At 72.0% G+C, this 18,136-nt stretch carries 16 protein-coding genes and 1 tRNA gene; 5 read left to right on the top strand and 12 right to left on the bottom strand.

The window, feature by feature from the left end; genetic code table 11:
- Nucleotides 1–156: 156 nt before the first annotated feature.
- Both IIE03_RS06745 and mtnN read left to right on the top strand, forming a co-directional pair.
- On the top strand, nucleotides 157–609 hold the full coding sequence (locus IIE03_RS06745) for an S-ribosylhomocysteine lyase (RefSeq protein ID WP_192861993.1): 453 nt from the start codon (nucleotides 157–159) through the stop codon (nucleotides 607–609).
- Complete coding sequence (gene mtnN / locus IIE03_RS06750) at nucleotides 606–1,487, top strand: 5'-methylthioadenosine/S-adenosylhomocysteine nucleosidase (protein ID WP_192861981.1); 882 nt, start codon at nucleotides 606–608, stop codon at nucleotides 1,485–1,487. Before IIE03_RS06745 ends, mtnN begins: the two co-directional genes overlap by 4 nt.
- Before the next feature lie 132 nt (nucleotides 1,488–1,619).
- Here the strand turns inward: mtnN and IIE03_RS06755 are convergent, their stop codons facing one another.
- Both IIE03_RS06755 and aceE read right to left on the bottom strand, forming a co-directional pair.
- Nucleotides 1,620–3,539: a bifunctional 3'-5' exonuclease/DNA polymerase gene (locus tag IIE03_RS06755; RefSeq protein ID WP_192861994.1), complete on the bottom strand. Its 1,920-nt coding sequence runs from the start codon at nucleotides 3,537–3,539 to the stop codon at nucleotides 1,620–1,622.
- 139 nt (nucleotides 3,540–3,678) lie between these two features.
- Nucleotides 3,679–6,429 (bottom strand): pyruvate dehydrogenase (acetyl-transferring), homodimeric type, encoded by a 2,751-nt coding sequence (gene aceE / locus IIE03_RS06760; RefSeq protein ID WP_192861982.1) that lies wholly within the window; start codon nucleotides 6,427–6,429, stop codon nucleotides 3,679–3,681.
- A 479-nt stretch (nucleotides 6,430–6,908) separates the two neighbouring features.
- On the opposite strand from aceE, the gene IIE03_RS06765 reads away from it, so the two are divergent.
- The 3 genes from IIE03_RS06765 (at nucleotide 6,909) to IIE03_RS06775 (ending at nucleotide 7,965) form a co-directional block, all read left to right on the top strand.
- Nucleotides 6,909–7,337 carry a DUF3052 domain-containing protein gene (locus tag IIE03_RS06765; RefSeq protein ID WP_408632832.1) on the top strand — a complete coding sequence of 143 codons (429 nt, stop codon included), beginning with the start codon at nucleotides 6,909–6,911 and terminating at the stop codon, nucleotides 7,335–7,337.
- Entirely contained in the window at nucleotides 7,337–7,825 is a 489-nt protein-coding gene (locus tag IIE03_RS06770; RefSeq protein WP_192861983.1) for a peroxiredoxin, read from the top strand. The genes IIE03_RS06765 and IIE03_RS06770 overlap by 1 nt, the downstream gene beginning before the upstream one ends.
- 67 nt (nucleotides 7,826–7,892) lie before the next feature.
- A tRNA-Val gene (locus tag IIE03_RS06775) sits at nucleotides 7,893–7,965 on the top strand.
- Nucleotides 7,966–8,004: 39 nt separating this feature from the next.
- Here IIE03_RS06775 and IIE03_RS06780 read toward each other — a convergent pair.
- The 10 genes from IIE03_RS06780 to IIE03_RS06825 all read right to left on the bottom strand — a co-directional run.
- On the bottom strand, nucleotides 8,005–9,447 hold the full coding sequence (locus IIE03_RS06780) for an AMP-binding protein (RefSeq protein WP_192861984.1): 1,443 nt from the start codon (nucleotides 9,445–9,447) through the stop codon (nucleotides 8,005–8,007).
- Complete coding sequence (locus IIE03_RS06785) at nucleotides 9,398–10,546, bottom strand: MSMEG_0565 family glycosyltransferase (protein WP_192861985.1); 1,149 nt, start codon at nucleotides 10,544–10,546, stop codon at nucleotides 9,398–9,400. The genes IIE03_RS06780 and IIE03_RS06785 overlap by 50 nt, the downstream gene beginning before the upstream one ends.
- 33 nt (nucleotides 10,547–10,579) lie before the next feature.
- On the bottom strand, nucleotides 10,580–11,449 hold the full coding sequence (locus tag IIE03_RS06790; RefSeq protein WP_192861986.1) for a carbon-nitrogen hydrolase family protein: 870 nt from the start codon (nucleotides 11,447–11,449) through the stop codon (nucleotides 10,580–10,582).
- A gap of 99 nt (nucleotides 11,450–11,548) precedes the next feature.
- Nucleotides 11,549–12,778 (bottom strand): MSMEG_0569 family flavin-dependent oxidoreductase, encoded by a 1,230-nt coding sequence (locus tag IIE03_RS06795; protein ID WP_225997388.1) that lies wholly within the window; start codon nucleotides 12,776–12,778, stop codon nucleotides 11,549–11,551.
- Nucleotides 12,775–13,134 carry an MSMEG_0570 family nitrogen starvation response protein gene (locus tag IIE03_RS06800; protein WP_192861987.1) on the bottom strand — a complete coding sequence of 120 codons (360 nt, stop codon included), beginning with the start codon at nucleotides 13,132–13,134 and terminating at the stop codon, nucleotides 12,775–12,777. The genes IIE03_RS06795 and IIE03_RS06800 overlap by 4 nt, the downstream gene beginning before the upstream one ends.
- Entirely contained in the window at nucleotides 13,127–14,029 is a 903-nt protein-coding gene (locus IIE03_RS06805) for a carbon-nitrogen hydrolase family protein (RefSeq protein WP_192861988.1), read from the bottom strand. Before IIE03_RS06805 ends, IIE03_RS06800 begins: the two co-directional genes overlap by 8 nt.
- 53 nt (nucleotides 14,030–14,082) lie before the next feature.
- Nucleotides 14,083–14,604, bottom strand: coding sequence for an MSMEG_0572/Sll0783 family nitrogen starvation response protein (locus IIE03_RS06810; protein ID WP_192861989.1), 522 nt, complete (start codon nucleotides 14,602–14,604; stop codon nucleotides 14,083–14,085).
- A gap of 110 nt (nucleotides 14,605–14,714) precedes the next feature.
- Entirely contained in the window at nucleotides 14,715–16,133 is a 1,419-nt protein-coding gene (locus IIE03_RS06815) for an MSMEG_0567/sll0787 family protein (protein ID WP_192861990.1), read from the bottom strand.
- Nucleotide 16,134: 1 nt separating this feature from the next.
- Nucleotides 16,135–17,202 (bottom strand): MSMEG_0568 family radical SAM protein, encoded by a 1,068-nt coding sequence (locus IIE03_RS06820; protein ID WP_192861991.1) that lies wholly within the window; start codon nucleotides 17,200–17,202, stop codon nucleotides 16,135–16,137.
- A gap of 309 nt (nucleotides 17,203–17,511) precedes the next feature.
- Nucleotides 17,512–18,136, bottom strand: a 625-nt coding sequence (locus IIE03_RS06825) for an AbgT family transporter (RefSeq protein WP_192861926.1), incomplete at its 5' end; no start/stop codon positions are given.

An 18,136-nucleotide genomic window follows, 5' to 3' on the forward strand; every position in this document is an offset into this window, starting at 1 on the left:
GCCCGACGCGGAGCGGTCGGTTCGGTGTCGATGCGGTCGGTTCCTCAGGGAGCCTGACCGCATCGACACCGGGCCGGCCGCTCGGCATCCGGCCGACCGCATCAACCCGCGCGGCGGCGCGGACCGTAGGCTGGTGCCGTGACCGAGCAGCCCCGTATGAACGTCGAGTCGTTCAACCTGGACCACCGCGTCGTCGCCGCGCCGTACGTGCGCCTGGCCGACCGCAAGGAACTTCCCGCCGGAGACGTCGTCGTCAAGTACGACGTCCGGTTCGCCCAGCCCAACGTCGCCCACCTGGAGATGCCGGTGGTGCACTCGCTGGAGCACCTGTTCGCGGAGAAGTCGCGCAACCACACGGACCGGGTCCTGGACTTCTCCCCCATGGGCTGCCAGACGGGCTTCTACCTGATGCTCGCCGGCGAGCCCGCCGAGGAGGAGGTCCTCGACCTGGTCGAGGCGACCCTCAGCGACATCACGGAGGCGACCGAGGTGCCCGCCGCCAACGAGGTGCAGTGCGGCTGGGGCGCGAACCACACCCTGGCCGGCGCCCAGGACGCGGCCCGCGCGTTCCTCGCCGAGCGCGCGCAGTGGACCCGGGTCTACGCGTGACGGCCGCTCCCGAGGGCGGCGCCGTCGACGCCGTCGTGATCGTCGCCATGCCCGACGAGGCCGCCCCGTTCCTCGATCTCGCCGGCGTCCCGCGCGCCGATGCCGCGGCATCGGGCATCACGCCCGACGACGGCACGGGCACCGGCACGGCCTCCGGCGACGTCCGTCGACCGTCGAGTGCGCCGGCCGACGACGACGGCGCACGCCCCGTCAGCACGATGTCCGACGCCTCCGGGCTCGGCATGTCCGGCGGCGCGCTCCCACCCGGGGCGCGGATGGTCGGCGCAGCCGAGCACCGGGTCCTCACGCTGGGCGGGCGCCGCATCGCGCTGGTGCGCAGCGGCATCGGGTTCGTGAACGCCTCGGACGCCGCGGTCGGTGCGCTCCTGACCTACGGCATCGTCCCGGTCGTCAGCGCCGGGAGCGCGGGCGGCCTCGCGCGGTCGGTCGAGGTCGGCGACGTCGTCGTCGGGCGGACGTACGTGAACACCGGCGCGGACGCCACGGCGTTCGGGTACCGGCTCGGGCAGCTCCCCGGGATGCCGGCCGTCTACGCGGCCGACCACGGTCTGCTCGAGGCCACCGAGAACGCCGTCGGGCACGAGCAGAACCTCGTCGCCGGGACCATCGGCTCGTCCGAGAAGTTCGTCACCGCGGAGCCCGCGCGCGCCCTGCGGGAGACGTTCGACCAGGTGCTGGCCGTGGACATGGAGTCGGCCGCGATCGCGCAGGCGTGCCACAACCACGGCGCGCCGTTCGTATCCATCCGGGCCGTGTCCGATCTCTGCGCCCCGGACGGCACCGAGTTCCTCACCCACGTCGACGACGCCGCGCTCCGCTCGGCCCGGGTGGTCGAGGCGACCCTCACACGCCTCTGAGCCGCCCGCGACCGACCCCAACGCCTGCTACGTCGCGACCTTCGAGGCCCGCTGACGTGCCCTCCGCGCGGGGCGGCCGCCGCGCTGACCGGCCGCCCGCTGGCGTGCTGTCCGCGCCGGCGGCCACGCCGCTCAGTCCTTGGCGTCGGCGTAGCTGTCCACGATCGCGACGCTGAGCGGGAAGGTGACCGGGAAGTCGCCGAACAGGAGGCTGCCCGCCTCGTCCGCGGCGGCCCGGACCTCGTGCGCCACGGCTTCGGCAAGGACGACGGGGGTATGCACCACGACCTCGTCGTGCAGGAAGAACACGAGGTGCGGCCGACGCGCGAAGGGCTCGGGGGCGCCCCCGGAGTCCGGTACGTCCGGCACCTCGCCGAGTGCCCACAGGCGCCGGCGGAGCGACGCGATCCAGCACAGCGCCCACTCGGCGGCGGTGCCCTGCACCACGAAGTTCCGGGTGAAGCGGCCCCAGGCGCGGGTCTGCGAACGGGCGCGACGCCCGGCCTCGGCGCTGTCCTCGGGTTCGGCGGCGAAGGCGCGAGCCTGGGCGTCGGCCCATGCGCTGCCCGGCGGCGGCGAGCTGCGCCCGAGCCGGGTGGTCACGACCTCGCCCCGCTCCCCCGCCCGGGCGGCGCGCTCGACCAGGTCGATCGCCCTCGGGAACGCCTTCGCCAGCCGGGGCATCACCTGGGCAGAAGCGCCCGTCGTACCGCCGTACATCGCCCCGAGCATGCCGAGCTTGGCCTCCTGGCGGGTCTCGACGACGCCGGCCGCCACCATCCCCGCGTACATGTCGACGACCTCGGCTGCCCCGCCGCCACCTCCACCACGAGCGTCATCGCTCCGACCACCCGCGCCGTGCCCCATGCCGCCGACCCCTCCGCCGCCCGCGCCGTCCCCGGATCCACCCGCACCACGGCCGCCCGCTCCGCCCGGGCCCTGACCCGCCGCAGCCATCCGTTCGTCCTGCGCCAGACCGGCCAGCACGCGCGGCTCGAGCTGAGCCGCGTCGGCGACGACGAACGTCCACCCCGGGTCGGCCACCACCGCGCGCCGCACGCTGTGCGGGAGCTGCAGCGCGCCTCCGCCCGTGCTCGCCCAGCGGCCCGTGACGACGCCGCCCACCACGTACTCCATGCGGAACCGGCCGTCCGGCGCCCAGGTGTCGAGCCAGGTCCAGCCGTTCGCCGTGTACAGGCGGTACAGCGACTTGTACTCCAGGAGCGGGGCGATCACGGGATGGTCGAGCTTCTCCAGCTCCCACTTGCGCAGGCTGCGCGCGGCCACGCCCGCGTACTCCATGGCGCGCAGCAGGTCCGGGTGCGAGTCGGGATTGAGCGTGGGCGGCGCGTCGAGTGCCTCGCGGATTCGCTCCACCAGCGCCTCGAGCTTCGCCGGCCGCGCGCCGGACCGGGGGCGCGGGCCGAGCGCCTCGGTGAGGATCGCGTCGTGCACGTCGGCGCGCCACGGCAGGCCGGTGTGGTGCATCTCGGCGGCGGCCAGCGCGCCCGCCGACTCGGCGGCGATCAGCAGGCGCAGCCGACCGGGATCGGTGCTCGCCGCGATCGCGTCGAGCTGCGCCGCCAACTCGGCAACGGGGTCCAGCCCGCCGTCCGTGTCCGACGACGGTCGTGCGGTGCCCGCGAGGTCGCCTCCCCGGCCGAGGAGATCACCCGTCCCGCGCGCGGGACCGCCTGGCTCCCCACCCAGTGCGTCGAGGTCGAAGAGGGCGGCCGGCGCGGCGTCGTCGGACACGCCCCCGGCATGCGGCGGCGGTGTCGGCGGCAGGCCGTCCCACGGCCCCCGGGGCGCGGCGGCCAGCTCGGTGTCCGCCGCGAACGCCGAGGAGCGCAGGATCGCGTGCGCGAGCCGCAGGTCGTGGGCGCGCTCGACCCGGACGCCGTCGGCCAGCAGGCTCGGGTACCAGCGGTTCGTGTCGTCCCAGGTCCAGCGTGGTGGCGCGGAGGGGACGCCGTCGTCGTCCACCACCTCCCCGGGCTCGGGCAGCCGAGCGACGGCGGCTCGCGGCCCACCCACCCGCGACAGAATCATGCGCACCCCCCAGATTCTGCCCGGACACACTGACATCGGCCCGGCCCACCGCCACCCCGCCCACAACGCGAACGGCGGGGGCGGCGCCTCACGCACCGCCCCCGCCGTCACCCGCGGACTCAGCCCGCTGTCACCCGACTCAGCTCTCGCCGCCGGCGCTTCCCGACGCCCCGGCGGTCACGTCGAGCAGGCGGTACTTCTCGATCGCCTTGGCCACCACGTCCGAGGGCACCTCGCCCCGGCGGGCCAGCACCTGCAGCGTCTTGACCACCATCGACGGACCGTCGATGAGGAAGTACCGCCGTGCGGCCGCACGCGTGTCCGAGAACCCGAAGCCGTCCGCACCGAGCACGGCGTAGTCGCCGGGCACCCAGGCGCGGATCTGGTCGGGCACGAGGTGGTCGTAGTCGCTCGTCGCGATGACCGGCCCCGGCGCGCCCTGCAGCTTCTGCGTGACGTACGGCACACGCGGCTCGGAGGCCGGGTCCACGAAGGCGGCCTGCTCGGCGTCGAGCGCGTCGCGCCGCAGCTCCGTCCAGCTCGTCACGGACCAGACGTCGGCGTGCACGCCCCAGTCCTCGCGCAGCAGTTCCGCGGCTTCCAGGGCCCACGGGACGCCCACGCCCGAGGCGAGCAGCTGGGCCCGCGGCCCGTCGCCGTCGCCGGCCGTCAGGACGCGGTGGATACCGCGCTTGATGCCCTCGACGTCGACGTCCTCCGGCTCGGCCGGCTGCACCATCGGCTCGTTGTACACCGTGAGGTAGTACATGACGTCCTGGTCGCGGCCGTCGGTGCCCGGGCCGTACATCCGCTCGATGCCGTCGCGCACGATGTGCCGGATCTCGTAGCCGTAGGCCGGGTCGTACTGCACGATCGCGCGGTTGGTCGCGGCGATGAGCGGGCTGTGGCCGTCGGCGTGCTGCAGGCCCTCACCGGTCAGGGTGGTGCGGCCCGCGGTCGCGCCGATGATGAAGCCGCGGGTGAGCTGGTCCCCCGCCGCCCAGAACTGGTCGCCGGTGCGCTGGAACCCGAACATCGAGTAGAAGATGTAGATCGGGATCAGCGGCTCGCCGTGCGTCGCGTACGAGGTGCCCACCGACTGGAACACGGCGGCCGAGCCGGCCTCGTTGATGCCGGTGTGCATGATCTGCCCGGACTCGGACTCCTTGTAGCTCAGCATGAGCTCGCGGTCCACGGCCAGGTAGTTCTGCCCCAGCGTGTTGAAGATCTTCGCGCTCGGGAAGATCGAGTCGAGGCCGAAGGTGCGCGCCTCGTCGGGAATGATCGGCACGATCCGCTCACCGAAGCCCTTGACCTTGAACAGGTCCTTGAGCATCCGGACGAACGCCATGGTCGAGGCGACCTGCTGCGTGCCGGACCCCTTCGCCAGCAGCTCGTAGGACTTGTCCTCCGGCAGGGTCAGCTGCGTCTTCGGCGTCGACCGGCGCTCCGGCACGAACCCGCCGAGCTGGCGGCGGCGGTCCAGCATGTACTGGATCTCGGGCGCCTCCATGCCCGGGTGGTAGTACGGCGCGTCGTACGGGTCCGCGAGCTCCTCGTCCGTGATCGGGATGTTGAGGGAGTCCCGCAGCGCCTTGAGCTCGTCGGTCTTGAGCTTCTTCATCTGGTGCGTCGCGTTGCGGCCGGCGAAGCCGGAGCCGAGACCGTAGCCCTTGACGGTGTGCGCCAGGATGATCGTCGGCTGGCCGGTGTGCGCGCGCGCCGCGGAGTAGGCCGCGTAGATCTTGCGGTAGTCGTGGCCGCCGCGCTTGAGGTTCCAGATGTCCTCGTCGGTCATGTTCTCCACCAGCGCCTTGGTGCGCGGGTCGCGACCGAAGAAGTGCTCGCGGATGAAGGCGCCCGACTCGGCGCGGTACGTCTGGTAGTCGCCGTCCGGCGTGGCGTTCATGAGGTTGACCAGGGCGCGGTCCTTGTCCGCCTGGAGCAGCGCGTCCCACTCGCGGCCCCAGACGACCTTGATGACGTTCCAGCCGGCGCCCCGGAACTGCGCCTCCAGCTCCTGGATGATCTTGCCGTTGCCGCGCACGGGCCCGTCGAGGCGCTGCAGGTTGCAGTTCACCACGAACGTGAGGTTGTCGAGCTGCTGCTGGGACGCGAGCTGGATCATGCCGCGGCTCTCCGGCTCGTCCATCTCGCCGTCGCCGAGGAACGCCCACACGTCCTGCTGGCTCGTGTCCTTGATCCCGCGGTTGTGCAGGTACTTGTTCGTCCACGCCTGGTAGATGGCCGACGCCGGGCCCAGGCCCATCGACACCGTGGGGTACTCCCAGAAGTCGGGCATGAGGCGCGGGTGCGGGTAGGACGGCAGGCCGCCGCCCTCGTGCGACTTCTCCTGGCGGAAGCCGTCGAGCTGCTCGGCGCTGAGGCGCCCCTCCAGGAAGCCACGGGCGTACACGCCCGGCGAGGCGTGCCCCTGGAAGTAGACCTGGTCGCCGCCGCCCGGGTGGTCCTTGCCGCGGAAGAAGTGGTTCAGGCCCACCTCGTACAGCGTCGCCACCGAGGCGTACGAGGAGATGTGACCGCCCACGGCCAGGCCCTCCCGCTGCGCGCGGGTCACCATGACCGCCGCGTTCCAGCGGATGAAGGAGCGGTACCGCCGCTCCATCGCCTCGTCGCCCGGGAAGTAGGGCTCCTCGTGGACACCGATCGTGTTGACGTACGGCGTCGCCGTCGTCGCGGGAATGTGCACGTTGCGCTCACGGGCCCGCCGCAGCAGGTTGAGCATGACGTACCGGGCCCGCGGACCGCCCTTGTCGTCGATCAGGCCGTCGAACGACTCGACCCACTCGGAGGTCTCCCCCGGGTCGATGTCCGGCACAGCGCTGAGCAGACCGTTGATCAGCGGTCCGGTCTCGTCAAACGAAGCCACCAGCAACCTCTCCGTCGTCGGCACGACCCGGTCGGCCGTGCTTCTCTCGTCCTGCGCCGCTCCGGGGCGATCGGCGTCGCGGTCCGCGGCGCCCGCCCACGCACACAGGTGGTCACAGCCATTCTGACCCCTGACAGCGCGCGCTCACACCATCGGAGGGTCAAGAAGCTCAGCGGGATGCGTGATCTGCGTTACTTCACGTCGACTTTCCCCGGAAGAGACGCGAGGATGAGACCGAGTATCGCTTTACTGATACCGGGTACGGTCTTGGTGGTTCGTGGACGACGACGGCGGTGGCTCGGCAGGTCCCGCGCCCGCGATCCGGGGCCGATGCGACCGGTACGGCGGCCCGCACGACCCCGCCGGGGACGGACGCAACGGTCCGGCATCTCTGGCGCGCCCCGTGCAGCGCGGCCCGTCCGAGTGCACTACCTTTGCCACGAAGGACGCCTGGTCACCACGCGGCCCAGGATCGTGAGATGAAAGGAATGCAGAACCAAGTGAGCGCGGACACCCAGGGTGCGGACCGACTCGGATTCAAGGCCGACCAAGTGGTTCAGGAGTTCGGCTGGGGCGACGACGTCGACGACGACGTGCGCACCGAGATCGAGAAGATCACCGGCAACGAGCTCGAGGACGAGGACTACGGCGACGTCACCGACGGCGTGATCCTCTGGTGGCGGGATGGCGACGGAGACCTGACCGATGCCATGGTCGACGTCACCACGCTCCTCGACGACGGCGGACTCATCTGGATCTTCACGCCGAAGGCGGGACGCGACGGGCACACGACGCCCGGAGAGATCCAGGAGGCCGCGAACACGGCGGGCCTGCAGACGACGAACACGTTCGCCGTCGCCGACGAATGGTCGGCGACGCGACTGGCCTTCCGGGGCCGCGGGCACTGATGAACGCCCCCGAGCCCGCCGGCGTGCCCGTACCGGCCGTCGGTCCGGGCGACCCGGCGCCCGATTTCACGCTCCCCGACACGCACGGCACGCCCGTGCACCTCGGCGACCTGCGCGGTCAGGCCACGCTCGTCGTCTTCTACCCGTTCGCCTTCTCCGGGATCTGCACGAGCGAGCTGTGCGAGCTGCGGGACAACATCGAGGACTTCGAGACCGCGGGCGTACGGTTGCTCGCCGTCTCCACGGACCCCGTGTTCGCGCTCAAGGCCTGGCAGGAGGCCGAGGGCTTCGGCTTCGACCTGCTGAGCGACTTCTGGCCGCACGGCGCGGTCGCGCGGTCGTTCGGCGTGTTCGACGACGAGTCGGGGCACGCCCTGCGCGGCTCGTTCCTCGTCGACGCGGACGGGATCGTGCGCTGGAGCGTGCTCAGCCCGCGCGCCCGGCCTCGCGACCTGGAGGGCTACCGCCAGGCGCTGGCGGAGATCTGACCGCACAAGAAGTACCGAACGGCGTGGCCCGGGTACCGGGACGGGTATCCTGGGCTGCGCCGTTCCGGGGCCTGTAGCTCAGTTGGTAGAGCACTACGTTTACACCGTACTGGTCGGGGGTTCGAGTCCCTCCGGGCCCACTTTGTGATGACGCGGGACATCGTTCCTCGATGTCCCGACTACGTGGCGACAGCGCCCCGGCGCGCCTTTCCGGCGTCGTCGCGCAGCGGCTGGTGCGTCACCCGGACCCGCATGGGCCGGCGGGCGGCGTCGAGCCGGGCCGCGGCCCAGGAGCGCAGCTCCTCGCCGTCGATGCGGGCTCCGGCCACGTCGGCGACAGCCTCCACGTGCTGGCCGAACTCGTCATCGGGCACGCCGAAGGCCAACGCGCTCCGTACGGCGGGGTGTTCCTCCAGCACGCGCTCCACGTCGACGGGGTAGACCTTCTCCCCGCCGCGCACGATCACGTCGTCGGACCGGTCGGTCAGCCACAACCACCCGTCGGCGTCGAGGTGGCCCAGGTCGCCCAGGGTGTCCCACCCGTCCGGCCGACGGCGGCTCACCGCCCCCAGGTAGGTGTACGCCGGGTCGGCGCCGCGCCGCATCCAGACCTGGCCGGTCTCGCCCGGCGCGGCGTCTGTGCCGTCCTCGCGCAGCACGCGTACCTGCGTGCCGCCGATCGGCCGGCCCACGCTTCCCGGCCGGGCCAGCCATTCGTCGCCCCGGATCATGGTGAGCCCGTTGGACTCGCTGCCCGCGTAGACCTCGATGACGCGTCCGGGACCGAGCCAGTCCAGCACGGCGCGCTTGAGCGCGGGCGCACACGGCGAGCCCAGGTGAAGCACGGTCTCCAGGGTGCGCAGCCGCCCCGGATCCCGCTCGGCGGCCGGTAGCCGCAGCAGGCGGTGCAGCATCGTGGGTACGAGCAGGGCCCACGTGACGCCGTGTCGCTCGATCGCCGTGAGCACCGCCCGCTCCTCGAACCGCGGCAGGATCACCAGAGTGTGCCCGGTGAACAGTCCGCGGAAGGCGTAGGTGAACGTCGCGGAGTGGGTGAGGGGCCCGCTGACCAGCTGCGTGGCGCGCAGCGGCACGAAGTCGGCTACCGGCCGGGACGGGTCCAGGAGGGCGGGTGCGGTGGACAAGACCACCTTGGGTCGGCCCGTGCTGCCGGAGGACGTGGGCGCCTTCCAGGAGCGAGCCCAGGCGTCGGGCAGCGGGCCGTCGTCGGTGGCCTCGGGTCCGTGCGGGCCGGTTCCCGGGAGGCTCGCCACGCCGTCGGCCTCGAACCCGACCACGAGTGCGGGGCGGGCGGTGGCCACGACCTCCGCCCGCTCGTGCGGGGTCAGCCCACGCGAGACGGGCTGGGGCGTGGCGCCCGCCTTCCACACGGCCACGCACGCCACCAGCATCTCCAGCCGGTTGGGCAGGGCGAGGATGACCAGATCGTCGCGACGTACGCCGCGTTCCAGCAGCAGGCGCGCGTACCGGTTGGAGGCGGACTTCAGGGCGGCGGCGGTGAGCTGCTGCTCTCCTGCGGGGGTGACGGCGACGGCGACGACGCGGCCAGGGTCAGCCTCGGCGAGCCCGCTGACGATCCGTGAGATCGATCTCCTGGCCATCGTCGCCTCCCTCTCGTGCGACGTGCTCGTAGAAGCGTTCGTGCGCCGCGGCGGCTGCCGCCCAGGTGTGCCGCTCGGCCAGTTCTCGTCCGGGTTTGGCGTCGGCCGGGGTGGGGTCGTCGAGGACGGCGGCCAGCGCCGCGGCGATCTGTGGCACGTTGGCGGCATAGGTGACGGTGTCGCCGAAGACCTCGCGGGTGACCGGTAGGTCGCGCGCCACCACGGGCACACCGGCGGCGAGCGCTTCCATGGCCGCCAGGCCGAAGCCCTCCTTGGTGGAGACGAAGCCCAGCGCCGCGGCGGCCGCCACGAGCGGCGGTACGTCGTCGTCGGCCAGGGTGCCGAGTACCACGGGTTCGACGCCGAGTTCGGTGCAGCGCCGGTCGAACCGGTCGCGGTAGGGGCGGTAGTCGAAGAGCGTCTCTCCCCCGGCGATCACGAGGCTCAGGTCCGGGTGGTCGGCGCACAGCAGCGCGAACGCCTCCAGCAGGTCGATGCTGCCCTTGCGGGGCTCGATGCCGCCGAGCGCGAGGACGTATCGCCCCAGCTCCGCCTGCCACCGGGCGCGTGAACGGGCTCCGTCGGGTCCGGCCGCGCGGGCGAACCGGTCGGCGTCGACGCCGTTGGGGATCACGGTGGGGGCCAGGCCGTAGCCCTCGTGCACCTCCTGCGCGACGGCACGCGAGACGCAGAGCCGTGCTATGGGGTCGGTGATCGCCCGCAGGTGGCACTCGACGAGGCGGGGTGTGGTGAACTCGTCGAGGTGGTGGATCGTACGCACGCACGGGCCCACGGCATTGGCGGAGATGCAGTCCTGCGCGTGCACCACGTCGTAGCCGGAGGGGTCGAAAGCGCCGGCCATGGTCTGGATCGACCGCTCGATACGGTCACCGACGTTCTCGTCGTCGCGGGGGACGAACGGTACGAGCCGCACCTCGACCGTCGGGTCGACGGGCCGGAAGAACGCGTCGTCGCCACCACGGCCAAGGGTCCACACCGTCACCTGGTGGCCTCGGGCGGCGAGCGCCTCGGCGAGAGCCAGGGTGTGCACCACTCCGCCGCGCGGCTTGGTCGAGTAGGTGATCTGAGCGATGCGCACGGCGCTCCGTCCTGAAGGTGGTCGGCCTGGGTGTCACCCGGGGCTTCGGCTCGGCGCCGGCCGCGTGAGGTTGTAGGCGTTCTCGACGCGGTCGCGCAGGTGGTTCATGGTGCGGCGGGCTCTGGCGACGTCGGCCGCCACGTCGGCGGTGGCGACGGCGAGCCCGCCTTTGGCCCAGGTCTTGGCGATGATCTCGCCGGCCGGGTCGACGACCTTGGCCTGCCCGAGGAAGCGGAGCCCGCCGAGCACTCCCGTCTGGTTGGAGGAGACCACGTAGAGCTGGTTCTCGGCCGCCCGTGCACAGTCGTACAGGTCGAACAGGTGGGCCTGGCGATCGTTGCGGAGCCGGTCGGAGCGGTCGGTGACGCTCGCGGGCCAGGCGCTGAGGCACGCGATGATCTGCGCGCCGTCGAGCGCGATCGAGCGAGCCGACTCGGGAAACGTCTTGTCGAAGTCGATGAGCATGCCGAGGCGGCCCACGGGGGTGTCGAAGGCGTCGAATCCGGTGCCGGGCCGGTATGCCTGGGACTCGCCGAGCGGCAGGTGCACCTTGCGGTGCACGCCCAGCAGTCCGTCCCCGTGCACGCAGACGGCCGTGTTGTACCGCACTTCGGCTCCGCCTTCCTGAGCCCGCTCGGCGATCCCGAAGCACACCACCATGTCCCTGGCCATCTGCCGCACGGCCGCGACCTCGGGTCCGTCGAGGTCCACGGCCGGCGGCAGTGGTTCGTCCGCCGGGTGGTACATGTCGTGCAGGTAGCCACCGATCGTGGCGTCGGGCAGCACCAGCAGGTCGACGCCGCGCTCGCGGGCCTGGTCGATGATGCCGGGAAGCTTGGCGAGGGTGCGGTCGATGTCGCGTCCGAAGTGCGCTGCGACCGCGCCCATGGTCGTCGTGGACATGTCCTAGAGCGTAGGTTGTCCGTCATCCGGCTTTAGCCGACTGTGCGGTGAGCGCGTGTGGCGCCGGCCCGCCCCACGCACCGCCGTCGCGCCAGGCGCCTATCGCCCGGGCGACATGCTCGGCATCCTGGGCGATGCCGAGGAACCGGCCCGATCCCCAGGTGTGGAGCCAGGGCAGACCGACGAACGCCAGCCCGGGTACCGGGCTGAGGCCGCGCACGTGCCGCGGATGCCCTCGTCGTCGAGCACCGCGGGCGCCAGCGAGTCGAGCCAGGACCAGTCGGCTCGGAAGCCGACCGACCAGACCACCGCGGCAATCCCGTCGAGGTCGAGCCGTTCCGGCTCGGCGGCGGGCCGCCAGACCGGCACGTACCGGTCCTCGGCGGGTGCGTCGATGCCCTCGGTCTCGATCCACCGGTCGATGTCGTCCTTGATGGACTCCGCCACCGAGTCGGCGTGGTCGAGGTCACTCTCCAGGGTCGGGGCGAAGGTCAGCGCGCCGTCGCTCACGCCGGTGGCACGGCCGTACAGCTGCATGCCCCGGCGCGCGAAATCGCGGAGGTCGATGTCGCGGCCGCCGTCCCGCCCGGTCACATAGTGGTTGGTCGATTCCCGCTTGGCCAGGCCGCGCGCGGCCACGGGCACGTCGTACACGCCCATCTCGGCCAGCCACGTCATGCAGTCCTTGCCCCGGTAGCGGCGGGCGACACGGGGCGCCCGCCCGGCGGCCAGGTGCACCTCGCGCCGGGCGAGAAGCAGGTCCTCGGCGATCTGGGTACCGGACTGGCCGGTGCCGACCACGAGCACCGGGCCCTGGGGAAGCAGATCGGCGTTGCGGTATTCGTGCGAGTGCAGCTGCACCACGCGCTCGGGCAGGGCCGACGCCCAAGGGGGTACCACGGGCCGGTGGTAGCCGCCCACGGCCGCCGCCACCGCGTCGGCCGTGACCGTGCCGTGCGTGGTCGAGACGACGAATCCGCCGCCCGGCCGTGGTGCGAGCCGAGTGGCGGCAACACCTTCGGCGACCGGCGCGTCGAACGTGTCCGCGTACCGGCGCACCCAGGCGTAGACCTCGTCGCGGCGCATGAAGCCGTCCGGGTCCGGACCGTCGTAGGGATAGCCGGGCAGCCGGCAATGCCAGTTCGGCGTGACCAGGGTGAACGCGTCCCAGCGGCCATCGCGCCATTCGTGCGCCACGGTCTCCCGCTCGAGCACGAGGTGCTCGACGCCGGAGCCGACCAGATGGTGGCTCAGCGACAGGCCGGCCTGCCCGCCGCCCACGACCACCACCTCGTGGTGGGCGCCGTCGATGACGCGCGCCGCCCTCATGCGCCGCCTCCCGGCACCGCGGTCTCCGGGGCGGTGGCGGCATGTCCGGCGGTCCCCTGCATCTCCGTCCCGGGTAGTGGCGGCTCCATGCGCAGGATCTCGACCTCGCCCGTGGGGAACGACGTGGCGGTCCGCCGGATCTCTGCCTCCTGTTGCGCGGCCGACGTGCATGCCATGCCGTAGCGGGCTCGCACCCGTTCACTTGCCTCTCGTAGTGCCCGGGACACGCGGTTCACGAACTCGGCTACGGGATAGCTGGCCCCGACCTCGAGGTGGTCGTGCATCACGAGGCTCGGCGAGTAGCAGCTCGCCGTGGGCCCGTCGGGCCAGCGCACGTCGAACGTCATCTCAGGCATGGGCCAGGTCCTTCCATCCGGTGGACTCGGGGGCGTCCGGTGCGGTGAGTGCCGCGTAGACGTCGGGGCGGCGGTCGCGCAGGTGGAACATGCCGCCGCGCATCGCGCGGAAGGTGCCCTCGACGTCGATCTCGGCGACGGCGATCCCGGCGTCCAGCAGGGTGGTGGCCAGCACGTTCCCGCCGGGGTCGACCACTTTCGCGTTGCCCACGTAGCGCAGCGACCCGAACGTGCCGGACTGGTTGGACGCGATCCAGAACACCTGGTTGTCCAGCGCGCGGGCGGCGTCGAACAGGTTGAACCGGTAGGTCCACCGGTCCTGCTGCAGGTCTTCGGCGGTCGCGGTGCGGGCCGCCGGCCAGGCCGACATGCTCACGACGATCTCCGCGCCGTCCAGGGCCAGCGCCCGGGCCGCCTCCGGGAAGGCCTTGTCGTAGCAGATCTGCAGGCCGATCCGTCCGACGGGCGTGTCGAACGCCCGATAGGACTCGCCTGCGGCGTACGACATGTTCTCTCCCAACGGCTGATGCACCTTGCGGTAGGAGCCGTACACCTGGCTTCCGTCGAGGCAGACGGCCGCGTTGTACCGCGTCTCACCGTCGTCGTCGAGCTCGCAGAAGCCGATGCAGACCACGGTCTCCCCCGCGAGCGCCTGGACGCGCCGGATCTCCGGCCCGTCCAGGCGGATCGCGGGCGGCAAGGACCGCTTGGTGGTTCGTACGGTGTCCCCGTGGTTGCCGAGTGAGGACAGGTAGCCCCCGATCGACGCCTCGGGGAAGACGACGAGCCGCGCGCCCTGGGCGCGTGCTTCGTCCAGGAGCTGCTCGACGAGCGCGTAGTTCTGCTCGAGGTCGCGGGTGAAGTTCGCCGACACGGCGGCGACGGTGAGGCTCACGGAAGTTGCTCCTCCGGGGTCGTCCGACGGGGTCTACCAGGCCGTGGTGGGGGCTAGAGGTTGTAGGTGGAGTTGATGATGGCGCCCTTGCGCGCGTAGTGGATCACCGCGTCCTGCACGTCCAGCGGGTGGGCCGGGATGACACCGGCGATGAGGTCTTCCTCGCGCGCGCCGTGCAGTGACAGGCCGAACCGGCAGCAGAACACGGTGCCGCCCTCGGCGATGATCGTCTTGAGGGCGTCGTTGATGTTCTGCTCGCCCGGGAACGCGCTGTCGCCCGTGGTCGGGAACCCGCGAGTGTCCAGGGCGTTGATCGCGCCGGGGCCGTAGAAGTAGATGGCCGACTCGAAGCCCTTCCGCAGCGCGCGGGTGGCCTGCAGGATCGCGACGAAGCTCACCGACGACTCGTGGGCGATGCCGTGCACCAGCGTGAAGTACGCCTGGCCCGGCTCCGCCTGGTAGTCGGGGAAGATCTTGGTCGAGCCGTACAGGTTGCTGCCCTTCGGCAGCGACGGGTGCGGGATCTCGGCGAGTGATGCGTCGATGTTGGCCTGGATCTGCTCGTCGAACGCCATGGTTGATGCTCCTTCGGGATGGGTGGTGTGGTCGTGCTGGGTCGTGCGAGTGGTGCAGCTCGTGGGATGCGGGATGGCGGCGTCCGCACCGGTGTGCGGACCGGGCACGGTCAGGCGCGACCGAGGCCGGTCGCGGCGCCGGGGACGGCCACGGTGGTCTCCCCGTCAGGCCAGCGCAGACGAACGCCAGGTTCGCTGGTCAGCTCCCCGCACTCGGCGGTGCTCGCCAGCGGCGAGGACATGCGCCCGGCGCCCGGTGGGTCCGCCGTGAGGATCGCGAAGCCCGGAAAACAGGTGAGCCAGTCGCCCGGCGCGGCGCCGTCCGGCATCGGCACGGCGCCGACATCGATCGTGGCGCCCGTGCCCGACGCCTCGGCGAGCATCGCCGTCGTGCCGAGGACGCCGGCCATGCTCACGTCCTTGGCGGCGTGCGGGCGGGCCGCGCCGACGGTGCCGGCCAGGTGCCGCAGCTCGGCCGCCGAGCGCGACGAGGTGGAGTCCCATTGCCGGCCCTCGAAACCACGTCGCCATCGGCCGGAGAGGTCGGCGGTCAGGGACAGAGCGTGCCCCGGCCGGCCGCCGCCACCGGGGACCGGGTGCTCCGTGCGGCCGAGCGCGGTGACCGCCAGAGACGCCGGTACGCCGAGCTGGGTGTGCCCGCCGAGCACGGGCACGCCCCACGCCTGGGAGGCACTGTGCAGGCCGCCCAGCACACGGCGCGCGAACGACGCGGTCGGCGCACCGAGCGCGTCCATCAGCCCGGTGGGGTCGGCGCCCATCGCCGTGAGGTCGTTGACGTTGACCAGCACCGCGCACCATCCGGCCCACTCGGGGTCGCGTTCGAGCATCGCAGGCAGGATCGCGTCGCACGCGGCGACGACGTCGCTGCCCGGCACAGGTGCTCCGTCGTCGCCCACGAATCCCGCGCCGCCCAGCGTGGCGGGGCCCGTGTGCTCGCGCAGCGGGCCGATCAGGCCGGCGAGGGCGGCCTTGGTGGAGCCCACCAGGTCCGCGACCCGGGTCAGCGGCCAGCGCATCAGGTCGTGCGGCCGGCCCTGGACGTCCCGGGTGCCCCATACCTGCCAGCCGAGGCGCTCGAACAGCGGCCGGTTACGGACCTGGACGGTGGCCTCGAAGCGCAGCACGCCGAGCTCCGCCACGCGTGCACAGGCGGACCGGACGAGCGCGGCCCCGATCCCCGCGGCCCCGCGTGCCTCACGCGCCACGACGAGCCGGCTGCCGGCCCACCACCCGATGTCCCTGCCCGCGGCGTCGAGCGCGTCGGGATCCGGGGCGATGCGTACACCACCCAGCACCCGGTCCTCGGCGTCGACGGCGACCAGCACCTGGGTGCGTTCGTCCTCGTCGGTCCGGTCCAGGTCGTGCCCGGAGAACAGGCCCTGCTCGGCGACGAACACCTCACGCCGTAGCGCCCGGTAGGCGGCCACGTGCCGAGGTTCGGCCCGCCGGACCGCCCAGGGCGCGGCCGGCACGAGCTGCCTGCCGGTCAGTGTGGGAACGTCGAGCATGTCAGCCTCCCACTGCCGCGAGGGCGCTGCAGGCACCGCACGCCGCACACCCCGCGGCCTGGTCGGACCCGCGCATCCCCGCGGCCGCCAGGAGCGCACCGACCCGCCGGGTGACGTCGGCGACCACCGCGCGGTGCGGTGCCGGGACGTGGTCCACGTCGGTCGCGAGCGTGCCGGCCAGCGGCCGGAACGGGACCACGAACGGGTAGACGCCCATATCGATGAGTTCGCCCGCGGCCTCGACCATCTCGTCCGGGTCCTCGCCCAGTCCGACCAGCAGGTAGGTGGAGACCTGGTTGCGCCCGAACACGCGTACCGCCTCGCGCCAGGCCGCGCGGTACTCGTCCAGCGACACGGTCGCCTTGCCCGGCATCCAGCGACGCCGCACGTCGTCGTCCATCGACTCGACGTGGATGCCGATGGAGCGGGCGCCCGCCTCGTACAGGTCGGTGATGGCCCGCAGGTCGGCCGGCGGTTCGCACTGCACCTGGACCTGCAGCTCCGGGACGGCCTTCTTGACGGCGCGGACGCAGCGCGCCAGGTGCTTGGCACCCCGGTCCCAGCCGTTGGAGGTACCCGTCGTCATGACCATCTGCGAGACCCCGTCCAGCTCGCGGGCGGCCCTGGCGACCTCGGCGAGCATCGCCGGAGTCTTGACGGAGATCGTCGTTCCCGAGCGCAGCGACGACTCGATGGCGCAGAACCGGCAGCGCTGGCTCTCGTCGTAGCGGACGCACGTCTGGACCACGGTGGTGGCCAGCACGTCCTTGCCGTGCAGCTTCGCGATCTTGTCGTAGGGGGTCCCGTCGGCTGTTGTCAGGTCGTAGAATCGCGGTCGGGTGACGGGTTCCACGTCCATCCCGAGATCCGCGCCGTCCAGGGTCAGGCGACCTTGCGAGATGACGTACGGGCTGTCGGGGTCGATCGGGATCGCGGCACCGGTACCGCCAATGACGAAATGTCCGTCGTCGCTCGGCCCCGCACCGCCGGTACGGCGGACCGGAGCGTCGCTGCGCACCCCGAGGAGCGCGATGCTCACTCGGGTGGAGAGTTGGTCGGTCGGCGTCATGACCTCAGTGAAGAGGCCAGTTTTTACCATTTGGTTTCATTCGGAATACGAACATGTGACTTGCTGTTACAAGTTGTCGAACGGCCCCGAAGGCGCCAGCGGGCGATCAGCCGGGTCGCCGACGTGGGCAGCGTGGAGACGCGATCACGTCGGCGCCCGCGCGCATCGCGACCTCCACGCCGCCGGCTCGGACGGCATGGCCCCCGATGCCGATTGCCGCACCGCGGCCTGTGACCGCGGTGAACAGCCGGGCGCATGCGCCAGAATCCCGTTCCGCACGTGGCCGAAATCGTCGGCGTTGTCTGTCGGTTACCGCACGGGTGCTCCGGGGCCGAGCGGGATGCCGAGTGTCCACCACGCGAAGAACAGCAGTGTCCAGGCGAGTGTCATGCATACGGCCAGCGGGAGGGTGTACGAGGCGAGGGTGCCGATCCCGGCGTCCTTGCGGTACCGCTGGAGGAAGCCGAGAGCCATGATGAAGTACGGGCTCATCGGCGTGATCGATGTGGACCCGGAGTCGGCGATGCGGAACAGTGCCTGCGTGGTCTCCGCGGGCACCTCGAGCAGCATCAGCATCGGCACGACGACGGGGGCGGCGATCGCCCACATCGCGGAACCGCTGGTGACCAGGATGTTGACCACGGACAGCAGGGCGAGGACGGCCAGGAAGACCACCCAGATCGGTACGCCGCTGGTGCGCAGCGCCTCGGCCGAGTTCACGGCGACGACGTCGCCGATGTGGGTCCAGTCGAAGTACTGCAGGAACTGGGCGATCGCGAAGAAGAGGACCAGCACGGGTGCCATCTGGCGCACGCCCTCGGCCATGAGCTTGGGAACGTCGGAGGCCTTCGAGATCGCTCCGGACCGCCACCCGTAGACGACACCCACGACCGCGAACAGGACGGCGACCACGGCCGCGATCCCGTCCAGGAAG

The organism is Myceligenerans pegani (assembly GCF_014892515.1).
GTDB lineage: Bacteria > Actinomycetota > Actinomycetes > Actinomycetales > Cellulomonadaceae > Myceligenerans > Myceligenerans pegani.